This is a genomic window from Rhodopseudomonas parapalustris (assembly GCF_053772255.1).
Genome location: NZ_JAMKBZ010000013.1, coordinates 73,316 through 89,840, shown reverse-complemented (window position 1 = coordinate 89,840; position 16,525 = coordinate 73,316). Strand labels below are relative to the sequence as shown.

Annotated in this window: 17 protein-coding genes; 5 read left to right on the top strand and 12 right to left on the bottom strand. The window is 64.1% G+C overall.

The window, feature by feature from the left end; genetic code table 11:
• Positions 1–67 precede the first annotated feature (67 nt).
• Both M9H71_RS13505 and M9H71_RS13500 read left to right on the top strand, forming a co-directional pair.
• Positions 68–598: an RDD family protein gene (locus tag M9H71_RS13505; RefSeq protein ID WP_455405491.1), complete on the top strand. Its 531-nt coding sequence runs from the start codon at positions 68–70 to the stop codon at positions 596–598.
• A gap of 68 nt (positions 599–666) precedes the next feature.
• Positions 667–1,443, top strand: coding sequence for an arginyltransferase (locus tag M9H71_RS13500; RefSeq protein WP_455405490.1), 777 nt, complete (start codon positions 667–669; stop codon positions 1,441–1,443).
• 91 nt (positions 1,444–1,534) lie between these two features.
• On the opposite strand, the gene M9H71_RS13495 is transcribed toward M9H71_RS13500, so the two are convergent.
• The 3 genes from M9H71_RS13495 to M9H71_RS13485 form a co-directional block, all read right to left on the bottom strand.
• Positions 1,535–2,299: an efflux RND transporter periplasmic adaptor subunit gene (locus tag M9H71_RS13495; RefSeq protein WP_455405489.1), complete on the bottom strand. Its 765-nt coding sequence runs from the start codon at positions 2,297–2,299 to the stop codon at positions 1,535–1,537.
• Positions 2,300–2,433: 134 nt separating this feature from the next.
• Positions 2,434–2,649 (bottom strand): DUF1656 domain-containing protein, encoded by a 216-nt coding sequence (locus tag M9H71_RS13490; RefSeq protein ID WP_455405488.1) that lies wholly within the window; start codon positions 2,647–2,649, stop codon positions 2,434–2,436.
• Positions 2,639–4,756 (bottom strand): FUSC family protein, encoded by a 2,118-nt coding sequence (locus tag M9H71_RS13485; RefSeq protein WP_455405487.1) that lies wholly within the window; start codon positions 4,754–4,756, stop codon positions 2,639–2,641. The genes M9H71_RS13490 and M9H71_RS13485 overlap by 11 nt, the downstream gene beginning before the upstream one ends.
• A gap of 77 nt (positions 4,757–4,833) precedes the next feature.
• Here M9H71_RS13485 and M9H71_RS13480 point away from each other — a divergent pair, with 77 nt between their 5' ends.
• Complete coding sequence (locus M9H71_RS13480; protein ID WP_455405551.1) at positions 4,834–5,655, top strand: AraC family transcriptional regulator; 822 nt, start codon at positions 4,834–4,836, stop codon at positions 5,653–5,655.
• A 57-nt stretch (positions 5,656–5,712) separates the two neighbouring features.
• Here the strand turns inward: M9H71_RS13480 and M9H71_RS13475 are convergent, their stop codons facing one another.
• Entirely contained in the window at positions 5,713–7,086 is a 1,374-nt protein-coding gene (locus M9H71_RS13475) for an Nramp family divalent metal transporter (protein ID WP_455405486.1), read from the bottom strand.
• Positions 7,087–7,341: 255 nt separating this feature from the next.
• Between M9H71_RS13475 and M9H71_RS13470 the strand changes: the two genes are divergently transcribed.
• Positions 7,342–7,539, top strand: coding sequence for a hypothetical protein (locus M9H71_RS13470; RefSeq protein ID WP_455405550.1), 198 nt, complete (start codon positions 7,342–7,344; stop codon positions 7,537–7,539).
• Between the two features lie 11 nt (positions 7,540–7,550).
• Here the strand turns inward: M9H71_RS13470 and M9H71_RS13465 are convergent, their stop codons facing one another.
• From M9H71_RS13465 to M9H71_RS13455, 3 genes are all read right to left on the bottom strand, one after another.
• A complete protein-coding gene (locus tag M9H71_RS13465; RefSeq protein ID WP_455405485.1) occupies positions 7,551–8,981 on the bottom strand; it encodes a sodium:proton antiporter in 1,431 nt (476 codons plus the stop codon).
• Between the two features lie 87 nt (positions 8,982–9,068).
• Positions 9,069–11,330 carry a DNA topoisomerase IV subunit A gene (parC, locus tag M9H71_RS13460; RefSeq protein WP_455405484.1) on the bottom strand — a complete coding sequence of 754 codons (2,262 nt, stop codon included), beginning with the start codon at positions 11,328–11,330 and terminating at the stop codon, positions 9,069–9,071.
• 9 nt (positions 11,331–11,339) lie between these two features.
• Positions 11,340–11,744, bottom strand: a complete 405-nt coding sequence (locus tag M9H71_RS13455; RefSeq protein WP_455405483.1) for a winged helix-turn-helix transcriptional regulator — start codon at positions 11,742–11,744, stop codon at positions 11,340–11,342.
• Between the two features lie 191 nt (positions 11,745–11,935).
• Between M9H71_RS13455 and M9H71_RS13450 the strand changes: the two genes are divergently transcribed.
• Positions 11,936–12,805 (top strand): SDR family oxidoreductase, encoded by an 870-nt coding sequence (locus M9H71_RS13450; RefSeq protein WP_455405482.1) that lies wholly within the window; start codon positions 11,936–11,938, stop codon positions 12,803–12,805.
• 34 nt (positions 12,806–12,839) lie between these two features.
• Here M9H71_RS13450 and recO read toward each other — a convergent pair whose 3' ends face one another.
• Genes recO through lepB form a run of 5 tightly spaced genes read right to left on the bottom strand, consistent with a single transcriptional unit; the run spans position 12,840 to position 16,521 of the window.
• Positions 12,840–13,589 (bottom strand): DNA repair protein RecO, encoded by a 750-nt coding sequence (gene recO / locus M9H71_RS13445; protein WP_455405481.1) that lies wholly within the window; start codon positions 13,587–13,589, stop codon positions 12,840–12,842.
• A gap of 44 nt (positions 13,590–13,633) precedes the next feature.
• Positions 13,634–14,035 (bottom strand): hypothetical protein, encoded by a 402-nt coding sequence (locus M9H71_RS13440; protein WP_455405480.1) that lies wholly within the window; start codon positions 14,033–14,035, stop codon positions 13,634–13,636.
• A complete protein-coding gene (gene era / locus M9H71_RS13435) occupies positions 14,032–14,955 on the bottom strand; it encodes a GTPase Era (RefSeq protein WP_455405479.1) in 924 nt (307 codons plus the stop codon). Before era ends, M9H71_RS13440 begins: the two co-directional genes overlap by 4 nt.
• Entirely contained in the window at positions 14,948–15,766 is an 819-nt protein-coding gene (gene rnc, locus M9H71_RS13430; protein WP_455405478.1) for a ribonuclease III, read from the bottom strand. The genes era and rnc overlap by 8 nt, the downstream gene beginning before the upstream one ends.
• Entirely contained in the window at positions 15,763–16,521 is a 759-nt protein-coding gene (gene lepB, locus M9H71_RS13425; RefSeq protein ID WP_455405477.1) for a signal peptidase I, read from the bottom strand. Before lepB ends, rnc begins: the two co-directional genes overlap by 4 nt.
• Between the last annotated feature and the right edge of the window lie 4 nt (positions 16,522–16,525).

Here is a 16,525-nt window from a genome sequence, read left to right as displayed (position 1 = left end):
GCGAACCGTCGCCATGTCGAACCGGACGATCGCTCCGGTTCGGGGGCGTGCAACGGGGAGCAGGCTGATGGCTGACTATGGCGGGAGTGGCGGCTGGCACGGCAGCGAAGTTCGGCCGGCGGCGTTCGATCCCTGGCTCAATCCGGAAGTGTTTCAGGGCGTGCTGACCAAGCGCGTGTTCGCGTTCCTGATCGATCTCGTGGTGCTGACCGTGCCGATCGTGGTGGTCACAGTATTCATCGCGATGTTCGGTCTGGTCACGCTCGGCATCGGCTGGACGCTGTTCTGGCTGGTGTCGCCGCTGTCGGTGATCTGGGCGCTGGTGTATTACGGCGCCTCGCTCGGCGGCCCACACTCGGCGACGATCGGCATGCGGACCATGGGCCTGGAGCTGACCACCTGGACCGGCGAGCCCGGCTACTTCGTGCTCGGCGCGGCGCACGCCTTCCTGTTCTGGCTGTCGCTGTCGATGCTGACACCGCTGGTGCTGTTGGTCGGCCTGTTCAATGGCCGTCGGCGCCTGCTGCACGACATCGTGCTCGGAACTGTGATTATCAACAGCACCGTGCCCGCCGCGCAGCCGGCGCGCTCCTACTAAGGGCGAAAGCGATTGACCGGCGGCGGACGTAAGGCGATGCTGGGCACGTTGGAGGCCGACGACCCGACGTGACCCAGCACTCGCGCGATACCCCGCAATTCTATCTCACGGCGCCCTCGCCCTGCCCGTATCTGCCGGGCCGGCACGAGCGAAAGGTGTTCACCCACCTGGTCGGCAACAAGGCCGGTGAGCTCAACGACCTGCTCACCCACGGCGGTTTCCGTCGCAGCCAGTCGATCGCCTACCGTCCGGCCTGCGATCAGTGCCGAGCCTGCGTCTCGGTGCGGGTCATCGCCAACGAGTTCAAGCCGTCCCGCAACCAGCGCAAGCTGATGGCCCGCAACGACGACATCGTCGGCGAGCAGCGCAATCCGGTTCCGACTTCGGAGCAGTATTCGGTGTTTCGCGCCTATCTGGACCAACGCCATCGCCATGGCGGAATGGCCGACATGACGGTGCTCGACTATGCGATGATGGTCGAGGACAGTCATGTCCAGACCCGGATGATCGAGTATCGCAAGCGCACTCCCGACACCGGCATCAGCGGCCGCGGCGGCGAGCTGATTGCTGCGGCGCTGACCGACGTGCTCGTCGACGGGCTGTCGATGGTGTATTCGTTCTACGAGCCGAACGAGCAGCACCGCTCGCTCGGCACCTTCATGATCCTCGATCACATCGCCCGCGCCCGGCGGCTCGGCCTGCCTTACGTGTATCTCGGCTATTGGATCGAAGGCTCCAAGAAGATGGACTACAAGGGCCGCTATCTCCCCCAACAGCGGCTGGCGCCGAGCGGCTGGCTGCGCGTCGACGCATCGGGCGAAATGCAGTCCGAGCCACAGGATTAGCCGCGGCCTCCCGGTCGCGGGCGTCCAGTATCTTGGTCCGTCTCCGCTCCATCACGGCGAGCCAACAAGACCGCGAAGCGGGAGCCCACATTCAAGACCTCTGCCCCGCATTCGCTTCGACTTCTGCAGGAATAATTTCGACCGTTGCTGTCATGCCCGCCGCCAGCTCGACGCCGGAAGGCACGCGATCGAGATGGATGCGGACCGGTATGCGCTGGGCTAGTCGCACCCAGGAGAACGTTGCCGCCACATTCGGCAACCCGAAACGACCCGGTGTTTCGTTGCTGTTCTCGATGCCCCGACCAATGCTCTCGACATGGCCAGCCACCGGCTGATCGAAGCCCATCAGCTTGACCCGCGCCGGAGCCCCCACACGGATTTGCTGGAGCTTCGTCTCTTCGAAATAGCCGGTGATCCAGAAACTCGCTCCGTCGAGGATCGCAACATTGGTGGTGCCGGCCGTCGCATAATCGCCGGGTCGCAGCTTCAGATTGGTGACATAGCCATCGACGGGGGAGCGAATGACCGAGCGTGCAAGATTGAGTTTGGCCAGCTCGCGTGTCGCTATCGCCGCCTGATAGGCCGCAGTCGCCATGGCCGCTGCGCCGCTCGATTGCTGGAGCGCTTCCTGTGAGACCACGTCGTTGAGTTTGAGTTGCTGCTTACGCTGGGCAGTGGCTTGCCGCACCAGCATATCCTGATACTTCGCTTCGACGTCAGCCTCTGCCAGCGCTACGGCCAGCCGAAGCCGCTCCGGGTCGATCTCGTAAAGGACGTCACCCCGCTTCACATACTGATTATCGACTATCGGCACGGTGCGGATCGTCCCCGAGACTTCCGGCGCGATCTGGACCACATCAACGCTGACTCTCCCGTCGCGAGTCCAGGGCGTTCGCTCGTAATGGCTCCAAGCTTGGAGGGCGACGAATCCGGAAACAATGAAGATGCAGAGTGTCAGAGAATAGTGCCCGAGCAACGATACAAGCGGTTTCACAACGGCAGTCCGATCAGTGGCAGGTGCTGCATGAGCAGACCGCAAACGATGACAAAGATGGCAACTTCGGCGAGCGGCCGATAGGCGAACAGGCGAGAGATTCCGATCTCGGTGCAAACGCGCATCGTCGCGATCGTGACGATCAATGCGACGAACGCAATCACCACGAGGCCGGGGATTAAGACGCCTCCGATATTCAGATCAGCGATCATGAGGTAGAGCTCCCTTCTCTGCTGCTCCACTCGCGCCGAGGGCGAAACGCAGGTCGATCAGCAGATCGACTACCCGCAACCGACTTTTCTGTGAGCAGTGCTCCATCTTCGCCGTCAGCCGCTCAATGCGCTGATCGAAATCGATGAGGACGGCTGGCGTTGTCGGTCTCCTGCCACGAAAGTGCGCGGCAATCTCGGTCAGAATACCTTCTATTGCAGCGCGGGCCTCGCCTTTGACCAGCGGGATCATCTTGCGAAGCTGACCGGCGACGTGGCCGATACGAAGCAGGCGGAGCGTATCGTCAAGGACGTCTGGATGGGCTTTCCCGGCCGCTCGCAGCCTCGGCAGCAGCAGCGCCGTCCGGTCGATCATCAGACTTGTCCAACGCGCCTCGTTCGGTGCGCCGCCCAGCGCGCGGCGGCCGACATCGCGCCGGCTGAGGTGAAGCAATCGTTTGATCGCAACGTCGACCGGTACGGTTTGGAAGATCGACATGCTGACCGCTCCAAATCCGACCGCAACGAAAAGCGCGATCGTCATATTGAGGGAGGCAGCGAAATCACCGGTGTAGCTGGTGCCCAACCCTGAAAGGATCGGAATGGTCAGAGTAATGCCCATCGCCATGAAGGCGGTCGGCACACGCGCTTGGAGCGAGCCAGCGAACAGGAACGCCGGAGCAAGGACCGCGACAAGCACCGCGAAGTTCGTCACATGAGGAAGGACGACGAAGCTGTAGACGAGGCTGATCAGCACACCGAATACCGAGCCAACGATATATTTGACGACAAACGGCACAGGCGTGTCGACGTTTCCGAACAAGGTGCAGCATACGCCGAGAATCGAAACCGCCGTTCCGCCGTCCGGCCACGCCGACCATATCCAGAACGCGCAGCCGCCGAGGATGCCGACCATCGCGCCGAGCGCTGCGCGCGCCGCCATCCATGGATCACGGTGATAGACGTACCCCTTTGCTAGCTCGGGGCCGTGAAGCGCCGCTGCTTTTCGTACCCGGTTGGTCATGTTCCGACCGAGCCTGCCGCAGTCGTGCAGCAAGCCAATCATTTCCGCCAGATGGCCGGCAAGGTTGTCACCCACCCTGTCGGCAGGCATCGTTGCGTCGGTGCCTAAACTCTTCTGAATCGACCGTGCACGCCCGATCAGTCGGGCAGCCTCCGCATGGCGACCAGCCGGCTCATCGACTGCGATCCAGCCCTCCACATCAGAGGCCAGTGTGGTGAGTTCATCAAGCTTCGCTGCGCGCGCGATGTCGAGAGAACGTACTCGCTCCTCGATGTCGGCCGTGAGCGGGAGAAGCCGAGCCAGACGGTCATGGATGAGCAGCAGTGTCTCGCGGCGGGGTCTGGCCGATGCTGAATCGTATGGAAGATGTGTCGCCAGCCCCTGAAGCATCAGAAGGTCTGCAGCAAGCTGTTCGCGCCGTTGGCGGTTCTGTTTCGACGATCCTGTCAGCGCGGCACCCGCAAGCCGGCGAGCGTCCTGCAGCATGGCCGACAGCTTGCCAGTGAACTGCCCAGTCATCGGCTTCGGCCAAATATATCGATGGATCAGAACTGCGCAGAGAATGCCGATGCAGATCTCCTGGACGCGCAAGGATGCGATGTCGAAGACTGCGCTAGGTTCAAGCACGCTCGGAAAGCCGATCAGGCTCGTCGTGTAGCCTGCAAGTACAAACGCATAAGATCGCGGCGTGCGATCAAGCAGCGAGAGAAACAGGCAACGGCCGATCCAGCCGGCAAGGATCAGGCAGCACACGACCGGATCGTTCACGAAATTCGGAACGATTGCGACGGTCGCAATTGCCCCGACGAACGTGCCAGCGAAGCGATACACGCCGCGGCTAAGTGAGGCTCCCGCAGATGTCTGGGAGACGATGTAGACCGTCACGATGGCCCAAAACGGCTTGGGCAACCCAATCCGCAAAGAAACATAATAGGCCAGCATCGCTGCGGCGAAGCTCTTGGCAGAAAACAGGATCGCGTCGGCATCTTCCTTGGTGGCCGGCCTGCGGAGGAAGTTCGTTAGCGTCTGACGCACTGCTGGGTAGGTCTCGGTCAAACGGGTGCGTCCCAACTGGATGTTGCTCATAACGCCAGTTGTGACCGATTTGCATAAGCGAATAAATTCGGTATTACGACATGAAATCCCTCAAAACGGCCATTCGCATGCCCATGGAATCTGTCGTTTCGGTTTTCGACCCGGACCTGACGCGTCTCCCCGCAGTCGCCCACAGGCTCCACTTCTCGGACCATGAGTCGGAAGTGCCGTTGCATGTGCATCGGAAAGGGCAGCTGATCCTCACCCTGCACGGAGCCGTCACCTGCACGGCTGGCAACGAAATCTGGATTGTGCCGCCCAATTGCGGAGTATGGATTCCTGGCGGCGTGCCTCACAGCGCGCGCGCAACTGCCAATGCCCAGCTCAACTACCTGTTCGTCGAGCCGGAAGCGGCGAACCTGCCCGACTCAAGTTGCACGCTTTCGATTTCTCCGCTGATACGAGAAATGGTCGAGCGTCTGGCAGATGAGCGCGCGGACTATCACGGAGACAGCCATGCGGCGCGAATGGCGCGCGTGCTGCTGGACGAACTCGCGGAGATGCCGCGAGAGCGGTTCAACCTGCCAATTTCAAACCATCCCAAGATCCGAGCCATCGCCGACGCTCTGACAGCCGAGCCGTCCGACCGCAGGACCTTGAGCGATTGGGCAAAGCGGGTCGCCATGAGCGAAAGATCGCTGGCGCGGCTGCTGATCCGCGAGACAGGACTGACGTTCGGGCGTTGGCGACAGCAACTTCACCTCGTCGTCGCCCTTCGGGAACTTGCGAGCGGCGAAGCGGTGCAGAATGTTGCGGCCGGACTTGGCTACGAGTCCGTCAACGCTTTCATCACAATGTTCAAGAAGGCGCTGGGAAGCACTCCCGCTCAGTACTTCGCGCAGCGCCAAGCCTTCACAAAAGCGGGGTCGAACGAGCAGAGCCGCATTTGACCGGCGCCAGTCCTCGTCGACCAGCAGACCCCGGCGCTGGGATTCTGTGTCTTTGCACTACCCGCCTGTCGCGTAGTCGAACACCAGCTTGATATTCAGCACGATGATGATCGCCGCGATCACCGAGGCGCTCGCGGTGAGCCAGCGCGGCGCGACGAACTCGCCCATCTTGGCCCGGCTTGCGGTGAACATCACCAGTGGCACGACGGCAAAGGGTAGCTGCAGGCTGAGCACCACCTGACTGAGAATCAGAAGCTGCCCGGTCCCCTTCTCGCCGGCGATGATCGTGACGACGACCGCCGGAACGATCGCGATCAGCCGCGTCACCATTCGCCGCAGCCACGGCTTGATTCTGATCTGGATGAAGCCTTCCATCACGATCTGGCCGGCGAGCGTCGCGGTGATCGTCGAGTTCAGGCCGCACGCGAGCAGCGCGATGCCGAACAGCGTCGGCGCCAACGTCGAGCCGAGCAGCGGGGCGAGGAAGGCGTGTGCCTGGTCGAGCTCGGCGACATCCGTCTGGCCGGCATGGTGGAAGGTCGCCGCCGCCAGGATCAGGATCGAGGCGTTGATGGTCAGCGCGAAGGTCAGCGCAATCGTCGAGTCGAAGGTGGCGAGCTTGATCGCCTCGTGCTTCTCGGCTGGGCTATGGCCGAAGCCGCGCGTCTGCACCAGGCCGGAGTGCAGATAGAGATTGTGCGGCATCACCGTGGCGCCGAGGATACCGAGCGCCAGATACAGCATGCCGGGCTCGGTCAGCACGCGCGTGGTCGGCGCGAAGCCACGGATGACCGCCCCCCAATCCGGGTCGGCCATCGCGATCTGGATCGCGAAGCACGCCGCGATCACGCCGAGCAGCGCCACCACGAAGGCTTCGATCCAACGGAAGCCGAACGCCTGCAGCGCCAGCACCAGGAACACGTCCGCCGCGGTGATCAGCACGCCGATCTCCAGCGGAATCCCGAACAGCAGGTTGAGCCCGATCGCGGTGCCGATGACCTCTGCGAGGTCGGTCGCGGTGATGGCGATCTCGGCCGAAAGCCACAGCGGCCACGATACCCAGCGCGGATAGGCGTCGCGGCAGGCCTGGGCGAGATCTCTGCCCGCACCGACCCCGAGCCGCGTGCACAGCGATTGCAGCACCACAGCCATGATGTTGGAGACCAGCGCGACCGTCAGCAGCGCGTAGCCGTATTTCGAGCCGCCGGCGAGCGAGGTGGCCCAGTTGCCGGGGTCCATGTAGCCGACAGCGACCAGATAGCCCGGCCCCAGAAACGCGATCAGCTTGCGCCAAAACGGCCCCTTGGCCCGGACCGGGACAGAGCCGAACATGCCGGCAAGCGACGGCTCGCCCGGCGACAGACGCCACCCCGTGGTTTGCTCCGGTGTCGGCGCTGGATCTGAAGTCATCTGCGGCGTTTTTGCATCCATCGCATCACATTGCAGGCCCGCGACGCTTCTTGCAAGTCATTTGCAATAGCAAGAAGGTAGCCAAGCACTGATCGATAACGATTTTTGCGGTCAAGGAGCCTCCAGCCAGCCGAGTCGCGGGCGCTGATGGAGACTGCCACAAAAGACGCCAGTGGTCATTGATCGCGCTTCGTTTGGTACGCCGTGTTGCAGTCCAGCCCCTGCGCGGCACCATTTCCCACTTGCGTTCGCCGGCAAATGGCGCAAAACGCCGCCATGCCAAACCAAGCGCCAGAACGAATGTCATTCGACGGCCTGCTGCGGTGGGCGACCACCCCGCCGCAGGCTTATGTCGTGTACCTGATCTGTGTCGTGCTGGTCGGAGGCGTGTCGTTCTACGTCGGCACCTTCAAGCCGAAGCACATACCGGGGATGGCCCCTACCCCGGCAGCCACTGCACCGCAAAGCAAATAGCCTGTCCTGCGTCAGTGAAGCTGAAGGTTCGGCACGATCGGCAGGAACGTCAGCAGCAGGAACAGCGGGATCAGCACCAGGCCGGCCCGCAGCGCGTAGCCGAAGAACCCCGGCATCTTGATGCCGCGCTCGGTGGCAATCGCATAGACCATGAAGTTCGGTGCGTTGCCGACATAGGTCAGCGCGCCCATGTAGACTGAGCCCATCGAAATCGCCGCGAGCGTCCCGGCGAGCGGACCCATCAGCTCGGCGGGCCGGCCGCCGGCCAGCTCGAAGAACACCAAGTACGTCGGTGCATTGTCGAGCACCGCTGACAACAGCCCAGTGAACCAGAAGTACGGCACCTCGCGCGGCGTGCCGTTGCTCGCTGTCACCGCTTCCAGCAGCGGCGCGAACAGGCCGCTCTTGCCGGCATGCAGCATCGCCAGCACCGGAATGATCGCGACGAAGATCCCGGCGAACAGCTTCGCAACCTCGCGGATCGGCTCCCAGGTGAAGCCGTTGGCGGCACGGTGCTCGTCTGCGGTCCACCACAACGACAGCAGCGCCAGCACCACCAGCATCCCATCCCGCACCAGATTCTGCAGCGCGACCTTGGTGCCGTAGACGTCGAACTCGACGCCCGGCCGCCACTGCGCGCACGCCAGAATGGTGGCGATGATGCCGGCGATCAGCAGGAAATTGATGCCGCCGCGGAATCCGATCGGGGTCTCGGAGGTCTTCGCCGGCGCATCGTGGCGCGCGTACCAGAGATCGAACAGGTAGAACATCACCAGCAGCACGCCGGCGACGATCAGGGTCTGCTGCCACAGATGCTGCACCGGCCAGAAGAAGTCGATGCCGCGCAGGAAGCCGACGAACAGCGGCGGATCGCCGAGGGGCGACAGCGCACCGCCGATATTGGCGACGAGGATGATGAAAAACACCACGACGTGAACGTTGTGCTGCCGGCCGGCATTGGCCCGGATCAGTGGCCGGATCAGGATCATCGCGGCGCCGGTGGTGCCGATCAGGCTGGCGCAGGCGGTGCCGACCGCGAGCATGCCGGTGTTGATCAATGGCGTCGCTCGGATCGTGCCGGTGACCAGGATGCCGCCCGACACCGTGAACAATGCGAACAGCAACACGATGAAGCTGAGATACTCGGCGAGCAGCGCGTGGATCAGCGACGCGAGCGCCGCCTCCCAGCCGTACACGATGGCGATCGGCGCCAACGCCAGCACGGCCCATAATGCGGCGATCTTGCCGTAGTGAGCGTGCCAGACTTTTGGAAACAGGAGCGGCCCGAGGGCGATCGAAAGCAGAATGCCGGTGAACGGCACGCCCCACACCCAACTGAGCGCCGCACCATCGAGCTCCGCCGCCTGCGCTGGGCCGGGCAGCATCACGATGAGCAACAGCGGGAGCAACAGGCGAAATCGGCGGGAGCAGCGTACGATCATCGCATCCACTTCAAGGCGATTGCAGAGCGAGACGCAAAGCTAAATGGAACGGCCTGCCTGCGACATAACGCGCAGGCAGGCGCGGCCTCATGCGATGCCGCGTCCGAACTTGTTCGACTTCGGGAAACCCTTGGGCGGCAGCCGGCCGGCATCGGCGCGATTGCCCCGCCATTCGGCGAGCTCCTTCATCGTCGCACTGAACTCGCGGCCGGCGGAATCGCGCCAGCCGAGCCCCTGCTTCGACGAGAAGGTGGCGATGTCGGACAGGCCGCCATCCTTGTACTTCTGCAACCGCACGCCGCGACCACGGGTCATCTCCGGCACCTGATCGAGCGGGAAGATCACCATCTTGCGGTTGTCGCCGATCACCGCCACGCTGTCGTCGCCCTCGCTGACGACCGTGAGCGCCCGCGCTTCGTTGGGGATATCGATGTTGAGGATCTGCTTGCCCTTGCGGGTCGAGCCGACGCACTCGTCCTCGTTGACCACGAAGCCCTGACCGTCGTGGCTGGCGATCAGGAATTTGCGGCCGCCGGTGTGCACGAACACGGTGACGATCGCGGCGTCCTGCTCCATGTCGATGAACATGCGGATCGGTTCGCCGTGGCCGCGGCCGCCGGGCAGTTTGGCGACGTCGAGCGCGTAGAACCTGCCATTGGTGGCGAGCAGCAGCAGCTTCGAGGTGGTCTCGGCGAAGAACGACTGGCCGAGCTTGTCGTCCTGCTTGAAGTTCAGCCCAGACAGATCCTCGACGTGGCCCTTCAGCGTGCGCACCCAACCCTTGTCGGAGATCACCACCGTGACCGGCTCGCGCTCGACGAAAGCCTCTTCGATCGCCGCGAGATCATGCTCGGGCGCATCGGCGAACGTGGTGCGGCGCTTGCCGAGCGGCGTCTTCGGCCCGAACATTTCGCGGACCTTGCGGACCTGCTCGCCGACCTTGGCCCATTGCTCGGTCTCGGACTTCAGAACCGCGTTGATGCCCTTCAGCTCGGCGCGCAGGTTCTTGTCCTCGGTGCGGATCTCGAATTCCTCAAGCTTGCGCAAAGAGCGCAGCCGCATGTTCAGGATGGCCTCGGCCTGAATCTCGGTGAGATTGAAGGTCTTCATCAGCACCGGCTTGGGCTCGTCCTCGGTGCGGATGATCCTGATCACCTCGTCGATGTTCAGGTACGCGATCAGATAGCCGCCGAGCACTTCGAGCCGGTGCTCGATCTGCGTCTTGCGATAATTCGAGCGCCGCAGCAGCACGTCGCGCAGATGATCGAGCCATTCGCGCAAGCACTCGGCGAGGCCGAGCACCTTGGGAATCCTGCCCTTCACCAGCACGTTGAGATTGAGCGGGATCCGGCTCTCCAGCTCGGTCAGCCGGAACAGCGACTCCATCATCAATGTAGGATCGACGCTGCGCGACTTCGGCTCGATGACGATGCGGACGTCCTCGGCCGACTCGTCGCGAATATCGCCGACCAGCGGCAGCTTCTTCTCGTTCAGAAGCTCGGCGATCTTCTCGATCAGCCGCGACTTCTGCACCAGCCACGGAATCTCGGTGACGACCACGCTCCAGGTGCCGCGGGCGCCCTCTTCCTGGGCCCACTTGGCGCGGGTGCGGAACGCGCCGCGGCCCGTGGTGTAGGCCTCGGCGATGCTCTCCTTGGAGTCGATGATGATGCCGCCGGTCGGAAAGTCCGGCCCCTTGACGAAGCGCAGCAGCGCTTTCGACTTGGCGTCGGGCTTCTCGATCAGATGCAGTGCGGCGTCGCACAGTTCGGCGGCGTTGTGCGGCGGGATCGCGGTCGCCATGCCCACGGCGATGCCCTGGGCGCCGTTGGCGAGCAGGTTCGGGAAGCCGCCGGGCAGTACCACGGGCTCCTTGGCCTGGCCGTCGTAGTTCGGCCGGAACGCGACGCCGTCCTCGTCGATGCCATCGAGCAGCAGCCGCGCGACGTCGGTCATGCGCGCTTCGGTGTAGCGATAGGCCGCTGGATTATCGCCGTCGATGTTGCCGAAATTGCCCTGGCCGTCGACCAGCGGATAGCGCGACGAGAAGCCCTGCGCGAGGCGCACCAGCGCGTCGTAGATCGACTGGTCGCCGTGCGGATGGAAAGAACCCATCACGTCGCCGACAATCTTGGCGGACTTCTTGAACGGCGTGCCGGGGTCGAGCCGCAGCAGCCGCATACCGTAAAGGATGCGGCGATGCACAGGCTTCAGGCCGTCGCGTGCGTCCGGCAGCGCGCGATGCATGATGGTCGACAGCGCGTAAGCGAGATAGCGCTCTTCCAGCGCCTCGCGAAGCTGGACCTCGTGAATCTCGGCCGGCTCTGGCGGAATCAATCGTTTTCCCATGGCGTGGGGTTATCCCCGGACCGGGAGCGGAGCAAGCGCCGGCGGGCGTTCTACCCTTGCGGTTTCGCCTGGAACCGGCGCCGAGCCGCCTTCTACTGCCGTGTCGAACCGGAGCCGAGCCCGCACAATCTCGGGAAAGTGCTGCTCGGCCCAGCCGACCATCGCCGTGAGCGGTCCGAGCACGGACTCGCCGGTGGCGGACAGGCGGTATTCGACGCTGGGCGGCTTGGTCGGAAATACCTGGCGCGCGACCAGCCCGTCGCGCTCCAAGTCGCGCAGCGTCTGGGTCAGCATCCGCTTCGAAATGTCTGGAACATCCCGCAACAGCGCGTTGAATCGCATTGGCTTTTCGGCCAGCGCAATCAGCAGCAGCGTGCTCCATTTGCTTCCCAGATGGTCGAGCACGTTGCGCACCGGGCAGCTCGAGGCATCGAACCCCTGTTCCCGCCAGGCAGCGTAGCGGTCGGTCAGGGTCGCGCGATACGTTGCGACCGACAGGTTCTCTCCAGGTGACCTTGTCACAAAAAACTGCCTCCTTACGGGCCGTCGATAAGGTCTCCATTATAGACCTACTCTCAAATCATAACCAACCTGGGAACTCTCCGATGTCCTCTTCACGTTTTCTCGTCACCGGTGCCAGCGGCCAGCTCGGCCGCCTCGTGCTCGACGGTCTCCTCAAGTCGGTGTCACCCGCCCAGATTGGGGTGCTGGTCCGCAGCGATAAGGCGGCGGCCGAGTTCGCCGCCCGCGGTCTCCATGTTCACATCGGCGACTACGGCCGGCCCGAGACCCTGGCTGCTGCCTTCGCCGGAGTCGACCGAGCGCTGCTGATCTCGTCGAGCGAAATCGGCCAACGCGCCACACAGCACCGCAACGCGATTGAAGCGGCGCGGGCCGCCGGGGTGTCGCTGCTCGCTTATACCAGCCTGCTCCACGCCGACCGCTCGCCGCTCGGCCTCGCCAAGGAACACCTTCAGACCGAAATCGCGCTGCGGGAGCTGGGCGTACCGCACGTCGTGTTGCGCAACGGATGGTACAGCGAGAACTACACGGCTTCGATTCCGGCCGCACTGGCGCACGGCGCCTTGCTCGGCAGCGCCGGCGACGGGCGGATCGCCTCCGCTGCGCGGGCCGATTACGCCGACGCCGCAGTCCGTATGCTCACGGCGGAAGAGCCGCAAGCCGGCCGCATCTACGAACTCGCCGGTGATGAATCATACTCGCTGGCAGAGTTCGCCGCCGAGCTGTCTCGGCAGTCCGGCAAGGCGGTCGCATATCGCGACTTGCCGCAGGCGGAGTACCAGGCTGCGCTGATCGCAGCCGGCCTGCCCGAACCGTTCGCCGCGCTGTTGGCGGACTCCGACGCCGGCGCCGCCAAAGGCGCGCTGTTCGACGACAGCCACGCCTTGAGCCAGCTGATCGGCCGCCCGACCACGCCGATCGCAACGACTATCGCGGCGGCACTGAAAGCCTGATTGGCGGTCGAGGAACGCGCCCGCCGATGGCCGGCTACGTCTCAGCCGGCCGCAGCGCGCGCGTCACCGCATTGATGAACCCCGCGCGGGCATCGGAATGCCCCTGCCCGCGCGGCTCCAGCACGTTACGTAGCAGGAAGCGGCCAGTCAGCTCGAAGCCGTCGAACAGATCTTGCCCGGACCAGCCATTGCCGCTCTCGGCCTCGTCGTCGCGCAGGAACGGCGGCAGTCGCAACAGCCGGTCGCGCCACGGCTCGCCGGCGCTGCGTGAGACCGCGCTGCCCGACTTTGGCGAGACGTAAATCAGCTCGGTGGTGGCGCCTGTCGCGGCGCAGGCGGACAGATCGAGCCCAAATCCGAGCTCGGCCAAAATGGCGAGCTCGAACCGGATCAGATGCGCCGCCGCAATCCCGAGATCGTCGAAATCGTCCAGGGTCAGTATCAGCCGCTGGTAGATCTCCTCGTGCGGATCGCGCTCCGGCAGCAGCCGGGCCAGCGACGCCAGATGGGTGACGCCGTACACCGCATACGACGACGCCAGCAGCGTCGCGGCGCGCATCTTGGTGGCTTCCAACTGATAGTAGCCGAGATGCTCGTCGAGCCGCGCCCGCCACGACGCCAATACGCTGTTGCCGGGCTGCAGCAGCGGCCGCATCCGCGCCGAGGCCGCGCCGCGGACCATGCCGAGATGTCGACCATGGCCGCGAGTCAGCAATTCGACGATGGCGCCGGCCTCGCCGTGCCTTCGCACTCCGAGAATGATGCCCTCGTCGCTCCATTCCATCGGACGAGCCTATCGGATCTTCGGCAGTCGCACCCACCCGGAGTTCAGGCGTTGAACCAGCCGCGGGCGTCGCCGGTGTAGGATAGATACAGCCCGACCGCGGTCAGGATGCAGGACGCGATATCGATCCACAGTCCGGCTTCGATGCCGCTGTCGCCGATGATCTGTGCCAGCGACACCACCGAGAACACCAGCGAGGCGGTCAGCACCGCCCGCGCCCAGTTCTTGCGGGCATGGGCTGCAAGCCAGACCAGGTAGGTCAGCAGCACAATCAAGCCGGCCGCCATGGTGTTGGCGGCGGCGACGACGCCGGCCGCCATGCTCGGCTCGATCACGGTGCGGTCCTGAAACGCCACGGAGATGCAATCGAGCATCAGCGAGGTCAGCAGCAGCACCTCGAACCAATAGACGTTTCGCGGCAGGCTGGTGGTCGGGCTGGTGGTCATTCCTTGGGAAACTCCAGGCCCATTTCGCGGTAACGATCCGGATCGTTGCCCCAGTCTTCGCGCACCTTGACGAACAGGAACAGGTGGACCGGCTGCTCCAGGATCTCGCCGATCTCCTTGCGCGCCTCGGCGCCGATCGCCTTGATCGTCGCGCCGCCTTTGCCGAGCACGATTTTGCGCTGGCTCTCGCGCTCGACGAAGATCGTCTGCTCGATCTTCACCGAGCCGTCCTTGCGCTCGGTCCAGGTGTCGGTCTCCACCGTGGACTGATACGGCAGTTCCTGATGCAGTTTCCGGAAGATCTTCTCGCGGGTGATCTCGGCCGCGAGGTGGCGCAGCGGCGCATCAGACATCTGGTCTTCGGGATAGTGAAACGGGCCCGGCGGCACTTGCGCGGCAAGTGCCTTGCGCAGATCGTCGACGCCGTCCCCGGTCAGCGCCGAGACCATGAAGGTCTGGTCGAACGCCAGCCGCTGATTGGCAGCCTGCGCGAGCGCCAGAAGCTTCTCGCGGACGATCAAATCGATCTTGTTGAGCACCAACAGTTTCGGCCGATCGACATTGGCAAGATTGGCCAGGATGTCCTCGGCCTGCTCGTTGATGCCGGCCCTCGCGTCGAGCAGCACGCAGACGATGTCGGCATCGTGCGCGCCGCTCCATGCGGTCTTGACCATCGCGCGGTCGAGCCGCCGCTTCGGTGCGAAGATGCCGGGCGTATCGACCAGGATAATCTGCGCGGAGTCTTCGATCACGATGCCGCGGATCAGCGCGCGCGTGGTCTGCACCTTGCGCGACACGATCGTCACTTTCGAACCGACCAGCGCGTTGACCAGCGTGGATTTGCCGACGTTCGGCGCGCCGATCAGCGCAACGAAACCGCAGCGGGTCGCGGCAGGCGCCGCTTCTTCATGTTCAACCATCATTGCTGCCTGTGCCGACACCTTCGCGGGTCAGCATCGCCGACGCCGCGACCTTTTCGGCCGCGCGCTTGCTGCCGCCGACGCCCTCTGCCGGCTCCAGACCCGGAAGCACGACGGCGACGCGGAATTGAGGATCGTGATGCGGCCCGGTGCGCTCGACCTCGCGATACACCGGTGTCGGCAGACCGCGAGCCTGCGCCCACTCCTGCAACACGGTTTTGGGGTCGCGGAGCGATCGCGCGGGCTTGCGCATCCGTTCGGTCCAGTTGCGCCGGACGAAGTCGGATGCCGCGTCGTAGCCGCCGTCGAGATAGATCGCGCCGATCACCGCCTCGCAGATGTCGCCCAGCACCGACCGGCGCAGTTTCGCGCCGACGCCCGCCCCCACGGTGCCGAGCTTGATGCCTTCGATCAGGTCGAGACCGCGTGCTACGTCGGCGCAGGATTCCTTACGCACCAGATCGGCCAGCCGCTTCGACAACTCGCCCTCGTCCGCGTCGGGAAACGCGCGGTACAGCATGTCCGAGACGATCAGGCCAAGCACATGGTCGCCGAGAAACTCGAGCCGCTGATAACTGTCGGTGCGGCGTGCGGATTTCAGCGCCGACACATGGGTGAGCGCGGTGGTCAGCAGCGCCGGGTCGGCGAAACTGTAGCCGAGCCGCTGCTCGATCGCCGCCGCCGTCGCCTTGGACTTGGCCTTGCTGGCGCGGCGCTTCTTCGCAGCGGACGTCTCCGCCGCTGGAGCTTGCTGCGGCTGAGGATCGCTGGCCGTCGACGCTGGGTCGACGTTGGTCACGTCATCGATCATCGCACGATGGTGAAGATGCGGCCCCAACGAACCGCAGTCGGCCAGCGCCAGATCTGCCAAGCGTGTTCGCCTTCGCCGATCGAGAAAAAGATCATCTGCGCGCGGCCGATCAGGTTCTCGTAAGGAACGTAGCCGACCGCCGAGAGCACGCGGCTGTCGGTGGAGTTGTCGCGATTATCGCCCATCATGAAGAAGTGGCCGGGCGGCACGGTGTAGACGTTGGTGTTGTCGTAGAAGCCGTTGTCGACGCAATCCAGCGTCTCGTAGGACACGCCGTTCGGCAGCGTTTCCTTCCAGCGCTTGACGCGCGCGGTCGCCTCCGAGCCGCACGGATCTTCACCGACGTAGTCCGACAGCCGCTCCCGGTCGACCGGCTTGTCGTTGATGTAGAGGAGCCCTTCCCGCATCTGGATGCGATCGCCCGGCAGGCCGATGACGCGCTTGATGTAGTCGGTGGTGTCGTCCTTCGGGAGCCGGAACACCACCACGTCACCACGGTTCGGCTGCGAGCCGAAAATTCGGCCGGAGAACAGCGGCGGCGACAGGGGGATCGAATAATGGCTGTAGCCGTAGGAGTATTTCGAGACGAACAGATAATCGCCGACCAGCAGAGTCGCTTTCATCGATCCGGAGGGAATGTTGAAAGGCTGGAACAGGAAGGTGCGGATTACCAGCGCAATGATGAGGGCGTGAATGACGACGCGGATGGTTTCGCCGACGCCGCTCTCAGATTTCGTTCCGGATGTCACGCTCATCGCT

Excerpts from the sequence above, each read along its gene's own strand:
- recO (WP_455405481.1), bottom strand. The coding sequence starts at position 13,589 with ATGGAATGGAGCGACGAGGGCATCATTCTCGGAGTGCGAAGGCACGGC.
- M9H71_RS13475 (WP_455405486.1), bottom strand. The coding sequence starts at position 7,086 with ATGGATGCAAAAACGCCGCAGATGACTTCAGATCCAGCGCCGACACCG.
- M9H71_RS13450 (WP_455405482.1), top strand. The coding sequence starts at position 11,936 with ATGTCCTCTTCACGTTTTCTCGTCACCGGTGCCAGCGGCCAGCTCGGC.
- M9H71_RS13440 (WP_455405480.1), bottom strand. The coding sequence starts at position 14,035 with ATGACCACCAGCCCGACCACCAGCCTGCCGCGAAACGTCTATTGGTTC.
- M9H71_RS13465 (WP_455405485.1), bottom strand. The coding sequence starts at position 8,981 with ATGATCGTACGCTGCTCCCGCCGATTTCGCCTGTTGCTCCCGCTGTTG.
- M9H71_RS13470 (WP_455405550.1), top strand. The coding sequence starts at position 7,342 with ATGCCAAACCAAGCGCCAGAACGAATGTCATTCGACGGCCTGCTGCGG.
- M9H71_RS13485 (WP_455405487.1), bottom strand. The coding sequence starts at position 4,756 with ATGAGCAACATCCAGTTGGGACGCACCCGTTTGACCGAGACCTACCCA.
- rnc (WP_455405478.1), bottom strand. The coding sequence starts at position 15,766 with ATGATCGATGACGTGACCAACGTCGACCCAGCGTCGACGGCCAGCGAT.
- M9H71_RS13490 (WP_455405488.1), bottom strand. The coding sequence starts at position 2,649 with ATGATCGCTGATCTGAATATCGGAGGCGTCTTAATCCCCGGCCTCGTG.
- M9H71_RS13480 (WP_455405551.1), top strand. The coding sequence starts at position 4,834 with ATGCCCATGGAATCTGTCGTTTCGGTTTTCGACCCGGACCTGACGCGT.
- lepB (WP_455405477.1), bottom strand. The coding sequence starts at position 16,521 with ATGAGCGTGACATCCGGAACGAAATCTGAGAGCGGCGTCGGCGAAACC.
- parC (WP_455405484.1), bottom strand. The coding sequence starts at position 11,330 with ATGGGAAAACGATTGATTCCGCCAGAGCCGGCCGAGATTCACGAGGTC.
- M9H71_RS13505 (WP_455405491.1), top strand. The coding sequence starts at position 68 with ATGGCTGACTATGGCGGGAGTGGCGGCTGGCACGGCAGCGAAGTTCGG.
- era (WP_455405479.1), bottom strand. The coding sequence starts at position 14,955 with ATGGTTGAACATGAAGAAGCGGCGCCTGCCGCGACCCGCTGCGGTTTC.